The sequence below is a fragment of the Aeromonas taiwanensis genome, assembly GCF_000820165.1.
In the GTDB taxonomy this organism is placed as follows: Bacteria; Pseudomonadota; Gammaproteobacteria; order Enterobacterales; family Aeromonadaceae; genus Aeromonas; species Aeromonas taiwanensis.
In genome coordinates this window covers 64434-81816 of record NZ_CDDD01000042.1, presented here as the reverse complement: position 1 = coordinate 81816, position 17383 = coordinate 64434, and the positions used below count along the sequence as shown (strand labels likewise).

The window sequence follows — 17383 nt, the reverse complement described above, 5'->3', positions numbered from 1 at the left end:
GTTAGAACCCAGCGCCCGGCCCTGCCGGGCGCTGTCATTTTCGGCGTCTGCTGAGTACCCCGTCATTTGACATGAAGGACCAGATACGTACCCTGACCGCAGTGTGATATTGCGGAGGTAGTGATGAAAGAGATGTTTTTCAACTGGTTGTCCGGGCTCGGTGTCGAGGTGACACCCATGATGGCCCTGGTGATCGCCCTGGGGTTCATCCTGCTGACCGCCCTGGTGCTGCACCTGGTGCTGCACCGCATCCTGCTGGTGCGCCTGGTGGGTCTGCTTGGCAAGGCCCAGCAGGCGTGGCTGCCCCCCCAGTTGCAGCAGCGCCTTTTCTATCGCCTCGCCTTCGTGCTGCAGGGGGCCGTGCTGCTCGGCCAGGCGGAGATCTGGCTGCCCAAGGCGTCCGACAGCCTGGCGCTGATCGAACTGGTGGCCCAGCTCTGGATACTGCTGTTCCTGCTGCTGGCGCTGTTTGCCCTGCTCGACTGCCTGCTGTCGGTGAGCCGCCATACCCGGCTCGGACGGGATCTGCCCCTGCGCGGTATCTTCCAGGGGGTGAAACTGGTGGCCAGCATCCTGGTGGGCATCCTGATGATCGCCCTGCTGCTCGGCAAGTCACCGCTCTTCCTGTTCAGCGGCCTGGGGGCCATGACCGCAGTCCTGATGCTGGTGTTCAAGGACCCCATCCTGGGCCTGGTGGCCGGGATCCAGCTCTCCGCCAACCGCATGCTGAGCGTCGGTGACTGGCTGCAGATGGATAAATACGGCGCCGATGGCGAGGTGACCGACATCGGCCTCACCACGGTCAAGGTGTCGAACTGGGACAAGACCATCACCACCATCCCCACCTATGCCCTCATCTCCGATTCCTTCAAGAACTGGCAGGGGATGACAGAGTCCGGTGGCCGGCGCATCAAGCGCAGCGTCAACATCGACATGACCAGTGTGCGCTTCCTGACGGCGGAGGAGCAGCTGCAACTCAAGCAGGCCAGATTGCTGGCCCCCTATCTGAGCCGCAAGGAGCAGGAGCTGAGCAGCTACAACCAGCAGCTCAGCGATGCCATCAGTTGCCCCATCAACGGCCGTCACCTCACCAACCTCGGTACCCTGCGCGCCTATCTGGATGCCTACCTGCGCGCCCACCCTGGCATTCGCAAGGACATGACCCTGATGGTACGCCAGCTGGCACCGACCCCGGACGGCCTGCCGCTGGAGATCTACTGCTTTACGGCGACCACCGCCTGGGCCGAGTATGAAGGGATACAGGCTGACATATTCGACCACATATTTGCGATTATTGAGCAATTTCATCTGAGATTGCATCAATCCCCAACCGGTTATGATATGCACGCCTGGAAGGTTGGCTGATACCGCTTCCGGCGTGGAAGAGGGGACGTGGCGCTGTACCTTATTTAATCACTGACCGTCATCACGCAGCGGTTGAAATTTGGCAGGCAGAAGAGAAAAATGGCGGCCTTCTCTTTGCCCCGGGGGCCTGAGCCCCCGGCCTGGCCAGAGTACTGAACCATCCCCTTTATCACAGGAACGTTATGAAGCTCCTCCACAACACGGCGGCCGCACTGTGCTGCAGTCTGCTCCTGACCGCCATGCCCGCCCTCGCCATCGAATATGCCCTGCCCGCAGCCAACAGCCGCCTGGTGGGTGAGAACCTGGATTACGTGGTGTCGGCCGATGAGGCGGGCCAACCCCTGGAAGCCGCCGCCGCCAAGTTCCAGCTGGGCTTGACCAACATGCTGGAAGCCAACCCCAAGGCGGATCCCCTGCTGCTGCAGGCCGGCGAGAAGATGGTCATTCCGCACCAGCTGATCCTGCCGGATGCCCCCCGCGAGGGCATAGTGCTGAACGTGGCCGAGATGCGCCTCTATTACTATCCCAAGGGCAAGAAGGTGGTGGAAGTGCTGCCCATCGGCATCGGCCAGCTCGGCACCGACACCCCGGAAGACTGGGTGACCAGCGTGCAGCGCAAGAAGGCGGGCCCGACCTGGACCCCGACCGCCAAGATGCACGCCGAGTACGCCGCCCGTGGCGAGACCCTGCCTGCGGTCTGGCCGGCCGGTCCGGACAACCCCATGGGGCTGTTCGCGCTCTACATCGGCAAGATGTACGCCATCCACGGCACCAACGCCCAGTTCGGCATCGGCCTGCGAGTGAGCCACGGCTGCGTGCGGCTGCGCAACGACGACATCGAGTACCTGTTCAAGCAGGTCCCGGTCGGTACTCGCGTCCAGTTCGTGAACCAGCCCATCAAGGCCTCTGTCGAGCCGGATGGCCGCCGCTATCTGGAAGTGCACCAGCCGCTCTCCCGCAGCCAGGAGGAGTTCGACTCCAGCCTGCCGGCACCGCTGCCCATGTCCACCGCCGTGACCCGTTTCATCGCCCACGCGGACAGCGACTCCCAGCTGGTCAAGCAGGCCCTGGAGCAGCGCAGCGGCATGCCCATCGCCATCAACCGCTGATCGTTTTTTCGTCGAACTCGAGCCCCGGCTTCTGCCGGGGCTTTTTTATGTCATCGGGAAGGGGAACATCAGGGTAAATCCTTGGTGTATTGGGATAAAATCCGGCCTTCATGGCAGTGAGTGGTTACTTGATTAGGTGTGAAACGTTTTTCTTGTGTTTTTTATTTGTTAAAAGTGGTTGTGATCAGGCGATCCGCTGATTACTCTAGGCCGGTTTTTTTAAGGAAGAGCCCGTCACAAGAACGGGCACAGACGTCACATAACGGAGTTTTGAATGACAGCTAGCACCCCCATGCTCATCACCTTCCTGGTGTACATCCTCGGGATGGTCCTGATCGGCTTCATCGCCTATCGCGCCACCCGCAACTTTGACGACTACATTCTCGGCGGCCGCCGCATGGGGAGCTGGGTGACCGCCCTCTCCGCCGGTGCCTCCGACATGAGTGGCTGGCTCCTGATGGGCCTGCCCGGCGCCGTCTTCATCGGCGGCATCTCCGAGAGCTGGATCGCCATCGGTCTGGTCATCGGCGCCTATCTCAACTGGCGCTGGGTCGCCGGTCGGCTGCGGGTTCATACCGAGAAGAACCGTAACGCACTGACCCTGCCGGACTACTTCACCTACCGCTTCGAGGACAAGAGCCGGGTGCTGCGCATCCTCTCTGCCCTGGTGATCCTGCTGTTCTTCACCATCTACTGCGCCTCCGGCGTGGTGGCCGGTGCCCGCCTGTTCGAGAGCACCTTCGGCATGAGCTATGACACCGCCCTCTGGGTCGGTGCCGCGGCCACCATCACCTACACCTTCTTCGGTGGCTTCCTCGCGGTGAGCTGGACCGATACCGTGCAGGCGACCCTGATGATCTTCGCCCTGATCCTGACCCCGGTCTTCGTCATCATCGCCGTGGGTGGTATCGACACCGCCATGGTGCAGGTGGCGGCGCAGAATGCCAGCAACCTCGACATGTTCAAGAACCTGGACTTCATCGCCATCATCTCCCTGATGGCCTGGGGTCTCGGGTACTTCGGTCAGCCTCACATCCTGGCGCGCTTCATGGCGGCGGACTCCCACCACTCTATGACCAATGCCCGTCGCATCAGCATGACCTGGATGGTGCTGTGCCTGGGCGGCGCCGTGGCCATCGGCTTCTTCGGCCTCTCCTACTTCTCCACCTTCACCGAGCAGGCGAGTGGTGTGACCGGCAACCCCGAGCGGGTCTTCATCGAGCTCTCCAAGATCCTGTTCAACCCCTGGGTCGCCGGCGTGCTGCTCTCCGCCATCCTGGCGGCGGTCATGAGTACCCTCAGTTGCCAGCTGCTGGTCTGCTCCAGCGCCATCACCGAGGATCTCTACAAGCCCTTCCTGCGCAAGAACGCCTCCCAGAAGGAGCTGGTGTGGGTCGGCCGTGCCATGGTGCTGCTGATCTCCCTCATCGCCATCGCCGTGGCCGTGAACCCGGAAAACCGGGTACTGGGTCTGGTGAGCTACGCCTGGGCCGGCTTCGGTGCCGCCTTCGGCCCCGTGGTGCTGCTCTCCGTGCTCTGGTCCCGCATGACTCGCAACGGCGCCCTGGCGGGCATGCTGGTCGGTGCCCTGACCGTCATCATCTGGAAGCAGTTCGGCTGGCTGGGTCTGTACGAGATCATCCCGGGCTTCCTGTTCGCTGGCGTGGCGATCGTGGTGTTCAGCCTGCTGGACAAGGCTCCCTCCAAGGCCATGCAGGATCGCTTCGCAGAAGCCGAGCAGGAGTTCCAGAGCCCCATGGCCGACGCCATCGCGGTGAAGTAATTCCGCTCAGATAGCAAAAAGCCCCGCAACTGCGGGGCTTTTTCATTGCACGAAGGGAAGGGGACTATTCGTTGCCCCCCTTGCCCAATGGCTGGCAGGTGAGGGCTGGCTGGCCATAGCGCTCCAGTGTCGCGTCATCTCCCTTGGTCCAGAGGGTGAGGTTTTGCCCTTCATATCTGGCCCCGCTGGCACTGGGGGTTTCATAGGCGAGTACCTGCTGCTGGTCGTTCCCCTCGCTCAGGTTGATCACGGCGGCGGGCAGTTTGGCCTCGTTGTAGAAATAGGTCGAAAGGGTCACTTTGTTGCCGCACTGGTAGTCCACCGGGCTTGGCACCATCAGCTGGCCGCCCTTGATCTGCAGCTCGGTGATCCGCATCTGGTAGCTCTTCTCCACGCATTGGCGTGCGTCACTCTCTTTCCAGCACTCGTTGCGTCCCTTGATCCAGCCGCGCTGTATCGCCTTCTCCGTCTTTTTCTGCTCGTCATTGAAGTTGGCCAGCGCCTTGGGGTAGAGAGTCGCCAGTTCGTTGTCCAGTGCGGCGAGCCCTGCATCCTGACAGACAAGCTGCTCGGCCGTGCTGTGGGCCTTGGTGCAGTCGAAGGAGGGAGTGGCCGCCGTGGCCAGCAGCGGCGAGAGAGAGAGGGTGGCAAACAGCATCTTGTTCATCGAAAGGCTCCAGCAAAAGGGGAATACCCCATAACTAGAGCACACTCTACAACATAATGGCGCAGGGACGCCGAGCGCTTTTTGCGCCGGGCGGCCCGGAAGAAGGGAGGAAGATCAGGCCAGCGCCAGTTGCTGGCGGCTGCGCCACAGCCGCTCGTGGAAGAAGAACACCACTGTGTTGATGGAAGGTTCGATCAGCGCCATTACGCCACCGGTGAGCAGCTCGCCACTCAGCAGGAAGGCGACGCCGAAGGCCACAGAGAAGTGCACCAGTGCGAAGCTGCTGGTCTTGGCCTGCAGGCTGTGCTCGGGTTTGAACCTGCGCCAGCCAAGGTCGTGGAAGTAGAATGCGACCGTGTTGACGGCGGGTTCGATCAGGGCGATCAGGCTGGCGGTGAGCAGTTCACCGGTCAGCAGGTAAGCCACGGTGAAGGCGACACTGAAGTGCAGGGCGGCAAAGCTGATGGTCTTTTTCATGGTGATGGCTCCCTCTGGCGATGAAGGCAGTATCACCCAGAACACCATTAAATGAAAACCATTCTCATCTATTGGCGAAATAGAAAAAGCCTATCGATCGACATTCCCCCACCGAATTGGGAGTTGTCTGGGGCCACACCAGCGTTAGAGTGTGCCTTTTGCCATGAAAAAGGAGCTTTCATGACCATCAATGCCAACATTTATGTGCTGTTCATCCTGCTGCTGATGATCATCGTCGGTGTCGTGGCCTGGCGACTGGCCCGGCGCAAGAGTCGCCATCCGGTGCTTGTCACCTTCCTGTGCGTGCTGCTCTGCCTGGCGCCGCCCTTCACCCTGCTGGCGTTGCTCATTCTGGCGCTCTGGCGGGATCTGCCCGCAAGACCTGGCGCTGAGCAACCTCAGCCGCCGCTGCCGCAGTAATAGAAAAGCCCCTTGCGGGGCTTTGTCGTTTTTTGCAACGGGTGAGCGGTCAGGCCTCGGCCTGGTTCAGCCACTCCACCCTGTACTGGGCGCCGGCGCCCTGGGCCAGCCTGGCGCACAGGGGTTTCAAGAAGGCTTCGATCTGCTCATCCAGCATCCAGGGGGGGCTGATGATGAGCATCCCGGAACCGTTCATGCCCCAATCGCTGGTCTGGCCGGCCACTTCCAGCTCGGCGACCAAGACGTTACCGAAGTTCTCCCGCTTGATCGCCTTGAGCATATCGCGGGACTTGTCCGCCTCCTGGCCGAGGATGGGATACCAGAGGGCGTAGATGCCGGTGGCCCAGCGCTTTTGCGCTTTTTTAAGGGTATCGACCACGGCGAAGTAGTCTTCTTTCAGCTCATAGGGGGGATCGATGAGCACCAGGCCGCGGCGCGGGGTGGGAGGCAGCAGGGCGACCAGCCCCTCGAAGCCGTCGCGATGGTGGACGGCGACGCGCGGGTCGTACCCCATGTTGGCGCGCAGGTCCTCCACCTCGTTGTTGTGCAGCTCCATCAAGGCCAGCTTGTCCTGCTCGCGAATGAGGCGGCGGGAGAGCTCGGGGGAGCCCGGGTAGTAGTGCAGATCGCCGCCCTGGTTCATCTCCTCGATGACACCCAGATACGGCGCCATGGCCACCCACTGGGCGCGCTCGTTCCAAAGACGGCCAATGCCATCGGCATACTCGGCCTTCTTCTGGGACCAGTCGCCGCGCAGATCGTAGAGACCGCCACCGGCGTGGGTATCCAGCACGATGAAGGGTTTCTCCTTCTTTTTGAGGGACTCGATGATCAGGGCCTGGACGGCGTGTTTCAGCACGTCGGCGTGGTTGCCGGCGTGGAAGGCGTGGCGGTAGCTCAGCATAGGAGATCTCTGAGGGGGCCCTGTTGGGCACCCAGTAACGATAGATAGTTTGACAGGTTGTGGCTCTTGCCCCGGGAGAGGGAAAGCTCGCGCAGGGTCTGCAACAAGACGCCTTGCTGCAGCCGCTCCAGTTCCAGTTCGTGGGCCAGCATGGCCTGGTACTCCTCGTCGGCCACCCGGCTCTTGGCCTGCTGGCGCAGGGCACGCCAGGGGAGCAGCACGGCTTCGGTCTGCACCAGGCCCGGCTGCAGATCGGTGAGATCGACCGGGATCCCGCACTGGTCCAGATAGTGCAGCAGCAGGGCCAGGTTGACGTTGCCGCCCAGGCTCTGCACATGGAGCCAGTCCTGGCTGCGCTGGCCATAGACCTGGCTGCTCCACACCCAGAAGTCGAGGGGAGTGGGCAGCGCGTCGGCGCCGATCCGCTCGCTTGTCATCATCTGTTCGTCACGCAAAGAAGGCTTGCTCCATGGTTTCCAGCTCCTCGGAGAGGTTCATCCACTCCAGCTCGATCTCCTCAAGCTCCTCCTTGAGGGGACCCTGGGACTTTAGCAGCTCGGAGAGCTTTTGCTTGGCGCTCTCCTCGTAGATGGCGGGGTCGGCCAGCTGCTGCTCGATGTCGGCGAGTTTCCCTTGCAGCTTCTCCATGCCAGCCTCGAGCTTCTCGAGCTTCTGGCGAAGCGGCCGGGTCTGCTGGCGGAACTGGGCCTCGAGGCGCTTCTGATCCTTGCGCGCCACCGCCGAGTTGGCAGAGACGGGGCCGTCCGCCGGCTTGGCGTTGGCCTCTCTCTCCTGCTCGCCGAGCCACTTGTGGTAGTCGTCGAGGTCGCCGTCGAACGGCTCGACCCGGCCGCCGTGGACCAGATAGAAGTCATCCGTGGTGGTGCGCAGCAGGTGACGGTCGTGGGAGACCACCACCATGGCCCCTTCGAACCCTTGCAGCGCCATGGTCAGGGCGTGGCGCATCTCCAGATCCAGGTGGTTGGTCGGTTCATCCAGCAGCAGCAGGTTGGGGCGCTGCCAGGTGATGAGGGCCAGCACCAGGCGCGCCTTCTCGCCGCCGGAGAAGGGGGCCACCTTGTCCAGCACCTTGTCCCCGTGGAAGCCGAAGCTGCCGAGGTAGTTGCGAAGCTCCTGCTCCGTCTTGTCCGGGGCGAGGCGCACCAGGTGATCGAGGGGAGAGTCATCCAGACGCAGGGTCTCCAGCTGATGCTGGGCGAAGTAACCGATGCTGACCCCGGCGCTCACTTCCAGCTTGCCTGATAGCGGCGCATTGGAGCCCGCCAGCATCTTGATGAAGGTGGACTTGCCCGCGCCGTTGCGCCCGAGCAGGCCGATGCGCGAGCCCGGCACCAGGTTGAGCTTGATCTTCTCCAGGATCACCTTGTCGCCGTAGCCGGCACTGAGGTTCTCCATGGCGATGAGGGGGGTCGGCAGGGCCGAGGGCTCGCGAAACTCGAAGCTGAACTCGGAATCGGCGTGGGCGGGCAGGATCTTCTCCATCCGCTCCATGGCTTTCAACCGGCTCTGCGCCTGGCGGGCCTTGGAGGCCTTGTAACGGAAACGGTCCACGTAGGATTGCATGTGGGCCATCTCCCGCTGCTGCTTCTCGTACATGGACTGCTGCTGGGCGAGCTGTTCGGCGCGCTGCAGCTCGAAGTCGGAATAGCCACCGGTGTATTCGTTGAGCTTGCCGTTCTCGATGTGGATGATGCGTCCGACCACGGAGTCGAGGAAGTCCCGGTCGTGAGAGATCAGCACGAGCGTGCCCTGGTAGCTCTTGAGCCACTTCTCCAGCCAGATGACGGCATCGAGATCCAGGTGGTTGGTCGGTTCATCGAGCAGCAGCAGATCGGAGCGGCAGAGCAGCGCCTGGGCGAGGTTCAGGCGCATGCGCCAGCCACCGGAGAAGCTGCGCACCGGCGAGCTCAGCTGATCCCCGCCAAAGCCGAGGCCGTGCAGCAGTTCGGCGGCGCGGGCGCGAATGCTGTAGGCGCCTATGGTATCGAGCCTGCCGTGCAGCTCGGCCACCAGCAGACCGTTGTCATCCGCCTCGGCTTTGGCCAGCTCGGCCTCCAGGGTGCGAAACTCCTTGTCGCCGTCGATCACGTAGTCGAGGGCGGAGCACTCCAGTGCCGGGGTCTCCTGGGCGACGCCGGCAATCTGCCAGCCGGCGGGCAGGCTGAAGCTGCCATTGTCGATGGCCAGCTCGCCCCGCACCAGCGCAAAGAAGGTGGACTTGCCACAGCCGTTCTTGCCCACCAGGCCCACCTTGTGGCCGGGATGTATGGTGGCGGACGCGTTGTCCAGCAGCGTGCGGCCGCCGCGGATCAGTTCGATTTGACTGGCAACTATCATGGATGGGTCTGCTTGGCTCAATTGAAGGAGAGAATCTGGCGCGGATCTTACGTGAAATGGCACAAATTTGCACTTGAGGGGCGGGGGGATGGCTGCGGCCGGAAAAACGTGTCATAACAGAGACATCTGGTGGCAGGAGGCTGACCATGTTGATTAAAGAGATCATGACGACCCGGGTTGCGACCGTCTCCATGGACGACAGGCTGGGCGTCATCAAGGAGATCTTCGAACAGGCGAACTTTCGCCACCTGCTGGTGGTGGAGGAAGAGGAGCTGGTGGGGGTGATCTCGGACCGGGATCTGCTGCGCGCCCTCAGCCCCTATCTGGACACGGATGCCGAAATGAACCGCGACACCGAGACCCTCAATCGGCGTGCCCACCAGATCATGAGCCGCCATCCCATCACCGTCTCCCCCAACTGCACCCTGAAAGAAGCGGCCGCCATCATGCTGGAGCGGCACATCTCCTGTCTGCCGGTGCTGGAGAATGGCGCCCTGGTCGGCATCGTGAGCTGGAAAGACCTGCTCAGGATCATGAGAGGCTGGCAACCTGTCTGACCCTCCGCGAGGGCGCGCTGTCCATCCTGACAGGCCTCTCATGCGTCCTCTTTGATATATTCATCTGTATTGTTCAGCTATGGCGCTTGAATGGTTCTGGTAAGAAATAAATAATAGTGATTAATTCTGTGTTTTTGCCGACTTGCGACATCTGGTGTCGTCTGAAATGGTGAAATTGGCGTTTTTATAATTAATCTCACATCGCTTCAGTTCCCATCAAGGTTTGTGGATCTACCTTAGGCCATCGGAACATAAACCCGATCAAACGACCGAGCACAGGTCTGACAGAGAGTGTTTACACCAGAGGAACTAATAATGAAAAAGACAGCATTGACGATGGCCATCTCCAGCCTGCTGCTGGCCGGTGGCGCACAGGCCGCTACCGTTTACGATCAGAATGGCTCCAAGCTGGAGATCGGTGGTCGCGCTCAGGGCATGTACTACGGCACCGATGACAACGACAGCGAAGGCGATGCCAGCTATCTGCGTCTGCACATCGCGGGTGAAACCAAGGTCGATGAAGAGCTGACTGCGTTCGGCTTCGCCGAGTACAACCTGCCGGTCTCCGGGTCTGACAATGACGAGCTGCGTTATGCGTTCGCCGGTATCAAGCACGATCGTTTCGGTGCCTTCAGCTACGGTCGTCAGGACGGCCTGTTCACCAAGGCGGTGAACGATTATACCGACGTGCTGCCTGAGTGGGGCGGTGACGGCCTGGGCAAGGGGACCGAGGTGTTCGGCACCGGTCGTACCAATGGCCTGGCCCAGTACATCTACAACTGGCAGGGGCTGACCCTGGGCGCCCAGTTCACCGGCAACAACGACCCGCAGAACGAGAGCCGCAGCGAGCGCATCGGCCCGAACGGCACCTGGACTCCGAAGGGTTCCTCCGAGGGTTATGCCCTGTCCGCCAACTATGACTTCGACATGGGCCTGAGTCTGGGTGCCGCCTACAACCAGGCTGGCAAGACCGACGAGCAGGCCGAGAACGTGAGCTTCGGTGGCGACAGCGACGCCAAGCTGTTCGGTGTGGGTGCCAAGTACGCCGTCGGCGACCTCTACATGGCTGCCACCTACTCCCACGGTGAAGATCACCTCTTCGTCAACACCGGCTCCATGAGTGGTTATGCCGAGAAGATGGATGGTTACGAAGCCGTCGTGCAGTACAACATCACGCCGAAGCTCAAGCCGTCCCTGGCTTACCTGCGCACCGACGTGAAGGACAGCGCGCACGGCATCGATGACACCGCGACCGAATACGTCTCCATGGGCGTCTGGTACAACTTCACCGACAACTTCAACGCCTATGTTGACTACAAGCTCAACCTGCTGGACGAAGTCGGCTCTACCGGCAAGAACAGCCTGAACCAGTCTACCGACGACATCGTGGCGGTAGCCCTGCAGTACAACTTCTAAGTCATTCCCTGACTGCCTGCTGTACCCTGTTGACCGGCCGCATTGCGGCCGGTTTTTTTATGGGCGCGATTTGGTAAAGACCCGATCCGGGGTTCAGCATTGCCCCTTCCTGGTCGATACCCTTGTTGTCGGGCAGTGGGCGATCGGTTTTTCCGTTCCTGGTGTGGCGATGGGGCGGGGATCACGCCCCGTGGTCAAGAGCCTATCTTTCCTCGATCCTTTTTATTATTTCTATAGGGACTTGCGTTGCCCCGGCCGGGGGAGGGCGAGTCTGGTTGGCAGGTGGCACCCCGAAGGGGCGGCACTCGGGAAACGGACGTAAGGGCTTTATATGGCGAGCATATTGGATTCGGTGGATCAACGTACCCAGCTGGTGGGTGAGAATCGCCTGGAGCTGTTGATGTTCCGTTTGGGCGGGCAGCAGCTGTTTGCGATCAACGTCTTCAAGGTGCGGGAGGTGGTGAAGCTGCCCCATCTCAACAAGATGCCGGGGGCCCATCACAACATCAGCGGCGTGGCGAACATCCGCGGTGTCTCCATTCCCGTCATCAATCTGCGCGGTGCCATCGGCATGCGCCCCATGACCATCGACCAGGAATCCAACCTCATCATCACCGAGTACAACCGCACCATCCAGGGCTTCCTGGTGGGGCAGGTCGCACACATCGTCAACATGACCTGGAAGGACATACTGCCGCCGCCGCGCTCGGCGGGCCGCTCCAACTACCTGACCGCCATTACCCGCGTCCCGGAAGGGGGCGTCGATCAGCTCGTCGAGATCATCGACGTGGAGAAGGTGCTGGCCGAGATCATCACCTATGACGTGCGCATCTCGGCCCACGTACTGGACGAGGAGATGCTGCCCCAGATGCAGGGGCGCAAGGTGCTCATCGTCGACGACTCCAGCACGGCGCGCAACCAGGTGCGCGAGACGCTGGCCCAGCTCGGGCTGGAGGTGATGGAGTGCCAGGACGGGTTGCAGGCTCTCAAGCTGCTCAAGGGATGGTGTGACGGAGGCAAGAAGGTGACCGACGAGATCATGCTGATGATCACGGACGCCGAGATGCCGGAGATGGACGGCTATCGCCTCACCCACGAGGTGCGCAGCGATCCGCGCATGGCGGATCTCTTCATCACCCTCAACACCTCCCTGAGCGGCAACTTCAACGAGGCCATGGTCAAGAAGGTGGGGTGCAATCGCTTCATCTCCAAGTTCCAGCCCGACTTGCTGGTGGACGTGGTGCAGGAGCGGATGCGGCAGATCCTGGGACGTTGAGCCGGGAACCGACGAGTACGAAGCCCCCGCCCTGGCGGGGGCTTCGCATTGGGCTACTGGGTCAGAAGGGGCTCGATGAAGCGGGCGACCCTGTCGCGTATCTGGGGCTGGGCCTCGGCCGTCGGGTGCAGCCCATCGTTCATCATGAGTTCAGGGCGAAGCGCAATATCATCCAGAAAAAAGGGCATCAGGGGCAGGTCGTTGGCCTGCGCCAGGTCCGGGAAGATCTGCTCGAACTGCTGCAGGTAGCGCGCCCCATAGTTGCGGGGCAGCTGGATCTGGGTCAGCACCGTTTTCACCTGGCTCGCCTTGGCCAGCTCCACCATCTTGGCCAGGTTGGCCCGGGTGATGGCGGGGGCAAACCCCCGCAGGCCGTCGTTGGCGCCGAGCTCGATCAACACCCAGTCCGGCTTGTGTGTCTCGAGCAGGGCGGGCAGGCGGGCCAGCCCCCCCTGGGTCGTTTCACCACTGATGCTGGCGTTGATCAGGGTGTGCCCGCCGCCCTGCTGCTGCCATTTTTCATTGAGCAGGGCCGGCCAGCTCTGCTCGGCCTGCATCTGGTAGCCGGCACTCAGGCTGTCACCCAGCACCAGCAGGGTCTGGGCCTGGACCGAGGCGACCCAGCACCACAGGCAGCTCACGGCAAACAAGAGACGCATCATGCATTCAACTCCCAAGTTCTATTGTCATTACAGGCTCTGGCAAACAGGAAACCCAAGATGAGTTCAACGCCCATTATCACCGTCAGGGGGCTCGGCAAGACCGTTCGCCTCGGCCAGGAAAGTCTCACCATCCTTGAAGGGATCGATCTGCAAGTCAATACCGGCGAGACACTGGCGCTGGTCGGCGCCTCCGGTTCCGGCAAGTCCACCCTGCTCGGCCTGCTGGCCGGCCTGGATCTGCCGAGCAGCGGCGAGATAGAGATCCTCGGCCAGTCGCTCACCCGGCTGGACGAGGAGGGGCGCGCCAGGCTGCGCGCCGAGCAGGTGGGCTTCGTGTTCCAGTCCTTCCTGCTGCTCCCCACCCTGAGCGCCCTGGAGAACGTCATGCTGCCGGCGGAGCTGCGCGGCGAGACCGACAGCGAACCCCGCGCCCGGGAACTGCTCGCCCAGGTCGGACTGGCCGAGCGACTGCACCATCTGCCGCCACGCCTCTCCGGCGGGGAGCAGCAGCGGGTCGCCATCGCCCGCGCCTTCATGACCCGCCCCAGCCTGCTCCTGGCGGACGAACCGACCGGGAACCTGGACAGCAAGACAGGGGAGACGGTGATCGAGCTGCTGTTTCGCCTGAACCGGGAGCACAACACCACCCTGGTGGTGGTGACCCACGATCACGAGCTGGCCCAGCGCTGTCAGCGCCAGCTGGTGATGGCTGCGGGGCGGCTGATGCCGGATGCGCCGAGTTCCGTGGCGGCGGCCCGGGTCGGGGAGCTGTCATGAGCCAGCGAGAGCAGGGATTCACGCCATCGCGCAAGCCGGTGCGGGGTAGGAGGTGTATGTCATGAGTCAGTGGCGACTGGGATTGAAGCTGCTGCGCCGGGAAGGCTGCAGTGGCGAGTTGCGGCGTTGGCTTGTGCTGGGGTTGTCTGTGAGGGGGGCGTCATGAGTCAGTGGCGACTGGGATTGAAATTGCTGCGCCGGGAAGGGTTCAGCGGCGAGTTGCGCTGGTTTGTGCTGGCGCTGGCGCTGAGTGTGGCCTGCGTGCTGAGCGTGGCCCTGGTGGCGGATCGCCTGGATGCCGGGCTCAAGGCGTCGGGACGGGACTTCATCGGGGCGGATCGGGTGCTGCGCTCCGCGACCCCGGCGCCGGCCGCCTGGCTGGCGCAGGCGAAGCAGGAGGGGCTGCTCGTCCAGACCACGGTGAGCTTCAACAGCATGCTGTTTCACGGCGATGCCCTGCAGCTGGCGTCCATCCGCGCCGTACCGAGCGACTTCCCCTTCTACGGCAAGCTGGAGCTCAATCCCCAGCGCGCCCCGGCTCCGGGGGAGATCTGGCTCTCCGCCCGGGTGATGTTGCTGCTGGGTGCAAAAGCGGGGGACGAGCTCGAGGTTGGCAACACCCGACTGAAGGTGGCCGGTGAGCTGGGCCAGGAGCCGGATCAGGGGTTCAGCCCCTTCCAGATGGCGCCCCGGGCACTGATCCACAGCGCCGACGTGGAGGCGACCGGCGCCCTTTTGCCGGGCAGTCGCCAGCAGTGGCGTTACCTCATCAAGGGGCCGCGAGAGAATGTCGCCCGTTATGAGGCATGGCTGAGTACCCAGCTGACGCCGGGGCAGAAGCTGATCAAGCCGGACGACGAGGGCTCCCAGGTCGGCAAGCCCCTGGCCAATGCCGAACGCTTCTTCCGCCTGGCGTCCCTCGCCGGTGTGCTGCTGGGGGCGCTGGCCATGGGTATCGCCGTGCGCCACTTTGCCGAGCGCCAGACCAGCATGGTGGCGCTGCTCAAGACGCTCGGCGCGTCGCGGCGCACCCTCTGGCAGCTGATGGGCACCCTGCTGTTCTCACTCACCCTGGCGGGGGCGTTGATCGGACTGGCGGCGGGGAGCGCCATGCAGTGGCTGACACTCTACCTGCTGGGGGATCTGCTGCCGGCGGATCTGCCGCCCCCCTCCTGGCGTCCTTTCGCCCTGGGGCTGGCGGTCGCCTTCTTCATCACTTTGTTGCTGGCGTTCGTGCCCTTCCTGCGGCTGCTCAAGGTGCCGCCGCTGCGGGTACTGCGCCGGGAGCTGGAAGCCGGCATCCCCCCCTGGCTGATGGTGCCTGTGGGTCTGCTCGGCCTGTTTGCGCTGGTGTGGGGGTTCACAGCCGACGTCAGGCTGGCGGTGGGCCTCATCGGTGGCATGGGGGTGTTGATGCTGCTGCTGGCGTTGCTCGCCTCCGGGTTGCTTCGCCTCGGCAGCCGGCTCAAGGGGCCCCATGCCCTGCGCCTCGCCATCAGCCACCTCTCCCGGGAGCGCAGCAGCGGCCTGTTCCAGCTGGCGGGCTTCGCCCTGGCCCTGATGCTGTTCGGGCTCCTGTGGGCGGCCCGGGTCGACCTGCTGGAGGACTTCTCCACCCGCCTGCCCGCCGATGCCCCCAACCGCTTCCTGGTCAACGTGGCTGATGCGGAGCGCGAAGGCATACTGGCCGACCTGCACCGGGCCGGGGCCATCACCTCGGACTTCTATCCCATGGTGCGCGGGCGCCTGACCAGGATAGCGGGGGAGGCCGTGGGGGAAGACGCGGCCCGTGAGGGGGTGGACAGGGAGCTCAACTTCACCACCGCGGCGGCCCTGCCTCCCGACAACAAGGTGACGTCCGGCCAATGGCTAGGTGGCAAGGGGGAGGTCTCCGTCGACGAGGCGTTGGCGGAGCGGCTCGGCATCGCCCTGGGGGACGTGCTCGGCTTCACCATAGAGGGGCGCGCCTTCGAGGCCAGGGTGACCAGCCTGAGATCCATCAAGTGGGACAACATGAGGCCCAACTTCTACATGATCTTCTCCCCGGATGTGCTGGCCCCCTTCTCCCAGACCTGGCTTGGCAGCTACCGGCTGCCTGCCCAGCTGTCGGAGCAGGGGCGCAGCGCCGAGGTGGAGATCATCCGCCGCCATCCCACGGTGAGCCTCATCGACGTGGAGGATCTGGTTGGCCGACTGACCCTGGTCTCCGATCAGGTGAGCCGGGCCCTGGGGCTGATGCTGGGGCTGGTGACGGTGGCCGCCTTGCTGGTGCTGCTGACCCAGACCCAGGCCAGCATGGCCCACCGCCGTCGGGAGCTGCTGCTGATGCGCACCCTGGGAGCGGGCAGCGCCCTGCTCGAGAAGATGCTGCGCTGGGAGCTGGTGGCCAGCGGTGCCCTGGCCGGGCTCTGCGCCGCCATGGTGGTGGAGCTTTGCTCCTTCGGCCTGCAGTGGTGGTGGCAGGGGGCGCAGTGGCAGTTCCACTGGGCCATCTGGGGGAGCCTGCCTCTGCTGGGGGCCCTGCTGGTCACCCTGGCCGGGCAGGGCATGCGCCGTCAGCTGCTGGCGGGCACCCTGAGCGACCGGCTCAGGGGCCTGGGGCAGGGGCTGCTCTGAGGCAAGGTTGCACGACAAGAATCCCGACCCAGGTCGGGATTTTTCATGGGCGGCCGGGACGGGGACGCAGCAGGTCGGCCAGGGCCTCGGGGAGCGCCGGATAGGTGAAGTGGAAGCCCGCCTGTTGCAGGCGGGCGGGCAACACGCGCTGCCCGGTGAGCAGCAGATCCGCCGCCTCCCCCATCAGGAGCCGCAGCAGGGGGGCCGGCACGAAGAAGAGATGCGGGCGATGGAGGGTGGCGGCGAGGGCCTGGCTGAACTGGCGATTGCTGACCGGTTGCGGTGCCGTGCCGTTGAAGATGCCGTCGCTCTCGCCGTGCTCGATGAGAAACAGCATGGCGCGCACCAGGTCCTGCACGTGGATCCAGCTCATCACCTGAGACCCCGAGCCCATGGGGCCGCCGAGACCGAGGCGGTAGGGAGGCAGCATCCTGGGCAGGGCGCCCCCTTCCATGCCGAGCACCAGGCCGATGCGCAGGATGCAGACCCGGGTCTGGGGCGAACGGGCCTGCAGGGCCAGCTGCTCCCACTGCTGACAGAGGCGGTGGGTGAACTCGTCATGGGGGGTCTGGCACTGCTCGTCCAGCGGGGTGTCGTCCTGGCGCCCATACCAGCCGATGGCGGAGGCATTGAGCAGCAATTTGGGGGGCGTGCTGGAGAGCTTGACGAGATCGACCAGCTGCTCGGTCAGCAACCAGCGGCTGTTGCACAGCAGCTGCTTGCGGGCGTCGCTCCAGCGCCCGGCGGCGATGGGTTCACCCGCCAGGTTGATGACGATGTCCACGTCGTTGAGGTGATCCAGCCTGTCCAGACTGTCGAGCAGGGTGATGTCGTGGCCGAGCAGCTCATAGGCCGCGCTGCCCTGGCGGGTCAGTACCACCACCTCGTGCGCCACCTTGAGGTGCGCCACCAGGCGGCGACCGATGAAACCCGTGCCTCCCGTGATCAGTATCTTCATGCTGTGCCTCCCAGCTGCCTCTGGCTCTACTCTAGAGG

The 17383-nt window shown here is 63.5% G+C and carries 16 protein-coding genes; 9 read left to right on the top strand and 7 right to left on the bottom strand.

The annotated features are described in order from the left end of the window. Nucleotides 1–123 precede the first annotated feature (123 nt). The 3 genes from BN1136_RS07470 to putP all read left to right on the top strand — a co-directional run bounded on the left by BN1136_RS07470 (nt 124) and on the right by putP (nt 4257). The gene (locus BN1136_RS07470; protein ID WP_043762461.1) at nt 124–1365 is read left to right on the top strand and encodes a mechanosensitive ion channel family protein; all 1242 of its coding nucleotides are present in this window, start codon (nt 124–126) and stop codon (nt 1363–1365) included. A 182-nt stretch (nt 1366–1547) separates the two neighbouring features. Then, a complete protein-coding gene (locus BN1136_RS07465) occupies nt 1548–2474 on the top strand; it encodes a L,D-transpeptidase family protein (protein WP_043762460.1) in 927 nt (308 codons plus the stop codon). Between the two features lie 274 nt (nt 2475–2748). Further along, nucleotides 2749–4257 carry a sodium/proline symporter PutP gene (gene putP / locus BN1136_RS07460; RefSeq protein ID WP_043762459.1) on the top strand — a complete coding sequence of 503 codons (1509 nt, stop codon included), beginning with the start codon at nt 2749–2751 and terminating at the stop codon, nt 4255–4257. A gap of 64 nt (nt 4258–4321) precedes the next feature. On the opposite strand, the gene BN1136_RS07455 is transcribed toward putP, so the two are convergent. Together BN1136_RS07455 and BN1136_RS07450 are read right to left on the bottom strand one after the other, a co-directional pair. Then, entirely contained in the window at nt 4322–4924 is a 603-nt protein-coding gene (locus BN1136_RS07455; protein ID WP_043762457.1) for an MliC family protein, read from the bottom strand. A gap of 114 nt (nt 4925–5038) precedes the next feature. After that, on the bottom strand, nt 5039–5401 hold the full coding sequence (locus BN1136_RS07450; RefSeq protein ID WP_043762456.1) for a DUF2061 domain-containing protein: 363 nt from the start codon (nt 5399–5401) through the stop codon (nt 5039–5041). 180 nt (nt 5402–5581) lie between these two features. On the opposite strand from BN1136_RS07450, the gene BN1136_RS07445 reads away from it, so the two are divergent. After that, nucleotides 5582–5821, top strand: a complete 240-nt coding sequence (locus BN1136_RS07445; RefSeq protein WP_043762455.1) for a hypothetical protein — start codon at nt 5582–5584, stop codon at nt 5819–5821. A gap of 49 nt (nt 5822–5870) precedes the next feature. Here BN1136_RS07445 and BN1136_RS07440 read toward each other — a convergent pair whose 3' ends face one another. The 3 genes from BN1136_RS07440 to BN1136_RS07430 are packed head-to-tail and all read right to left on the bottom strand — an operon-like array spanning nt 5871 to nt 9083. Beyond that, the gene (locus tag BN1136_RS07440) at nt 5871–6725 is read right to left on the bottom strand and encodes a 23S rRNA (adenine(2030)-N(6))-methyltransferase RlmJ (protein ID WP_043762453.1); all 855 of its coding nucleotides are present in this window, start codon (nt 6723–6725) and stop codon (nt 5871–5873) included. Next, nucleotides 6719–7180, bottom strand: coding sequence for a DUF2390 domain-containing protein (locus BN1136_RS07435; RefSeq protein WP_043762452.1), 462 nt, complete (start codon nt 7178–7180; stop codon nt 6719–6721). Before BN1136_RS07435 ends, BN1136_RS07440 begins: the two co-directional genes overlap by 7 nt. Next, entirely contained in the window at nt 7173–9083 is a 1911-nt protein-coding gene (locus BN1136_RS07430; RefSeq protein WP_043762450.1) for an ABC transporter ATP-binding protein, read from the bottom strand. The genes BN1136_RS07435 and BN1136_RS07430 overlap by 8 nt, the downstream gene beginning before the upstream one ends. Before the next feature lie 146 nt (nt 9084–9229). Here BN1136_RS07430 and BN1136_RS07425 point away from each other — a divergent pair, with 146 nt between their 5' ends. The 3 genes from BN1136_RS07425 to BN1136_RS07415 all read left to right on the top strand — a co-directional run bounded on the left by BN1136_RS07425 (nt 9230) and on the right by BN1136_RS07415 (nt 12332). After that, a complete protein-coding gene (locus BN1136_RS07425) occupies nt 9230–9640 on the top strand; it encodes a CBS domain-containing protein (RefSeq protein ID WP_043762448.1) in 411 nt (136 codons plus the stop codon). A gap of 315 nt (nt 9641–9955) precedes the next feature. Beyond that, a complete protein-coding gene (locus tag BN1136_RS07420; RefSeq protein ID WP_043762447.1) occupies nt 9956–11056 on the top strand; it encodes a porin in 1101 nt (366 codons plus the stop codon). Nucleotides 11057–11387: 331 nt separating this feature from the next. Beyond that, nucleotides 11388–12332 carry a chemotaxis protein CheV gene (locus BN1136_RS07415; RefSeq protein ID WP_043762445.1) on the top strand — a complete coding sequence of 315 codons (945 nt, stop codon included), beginning with the start codon at nt 11388–11390 and terminating at the stop codon, nt 12330–12332. Between the two features lie 53 nt (nt 12333–12385). Here the strand turns inward: BN1136_RS07415 and BN1136_RS07410 are convergent, their stop codons facing one another. After that, a complete protein-coding gene (locus BN1136_RS07410; RefSeq protein ID WP_043762444.1) occupies nt 12386–12994 on the bottom strand; it encodes an arylesterase in 609 nt (202 codons plus the stop codon). 57 nt (nt 12995–13051) lie between these two features. On the opposite strand from BN1136_RS07410, the gene BN1136_RS07405 reads away from it, so the two are divergent. Both BN1136_RS07405 and BN1136_RS07400 read left to right on the top strand, forming a co-directional pair. After that, nucleotides 13052–13771, top strand: a complete 720-nt coding sequence (locus BN1136_RS07405; RefSeq protein WP_043762443.1) for an ABC transporter ATP-binding protein — start codon at nt 13052–13054, stop codon at nt 13769–13771. Nucleotides 13772–13933: 162 nt separating this feature from the next. Next, nucleotides 13934–16387, top strand: a complete 2454-nt coding sequence (locus BN1136_RS07400) for an ABC transporter permease (protein ID WP_043762442.1) — start codon at nt 13934–13936, stop codon at nt 16385–16387. Nucleotides 16388–16430: 43 nt separating this feature from the next. On the opposite strand, the gene BN1136_RS07395 is transcribed toward BN1136_RS07400, so the two are convergent. Beyond that, nucleotides 16431–17345, bottom strand: coding sequence for a TIGR01777 family oxidoreductase (locus BN1136_RS07395; RefSeq protein WP_043762440.1), 915 nt, complete (start codon nt 17343–17345; stop codon nt 16431–16433). Between the last annotated feature and the right edge of the window lie 38 nt (nt 17346–17383).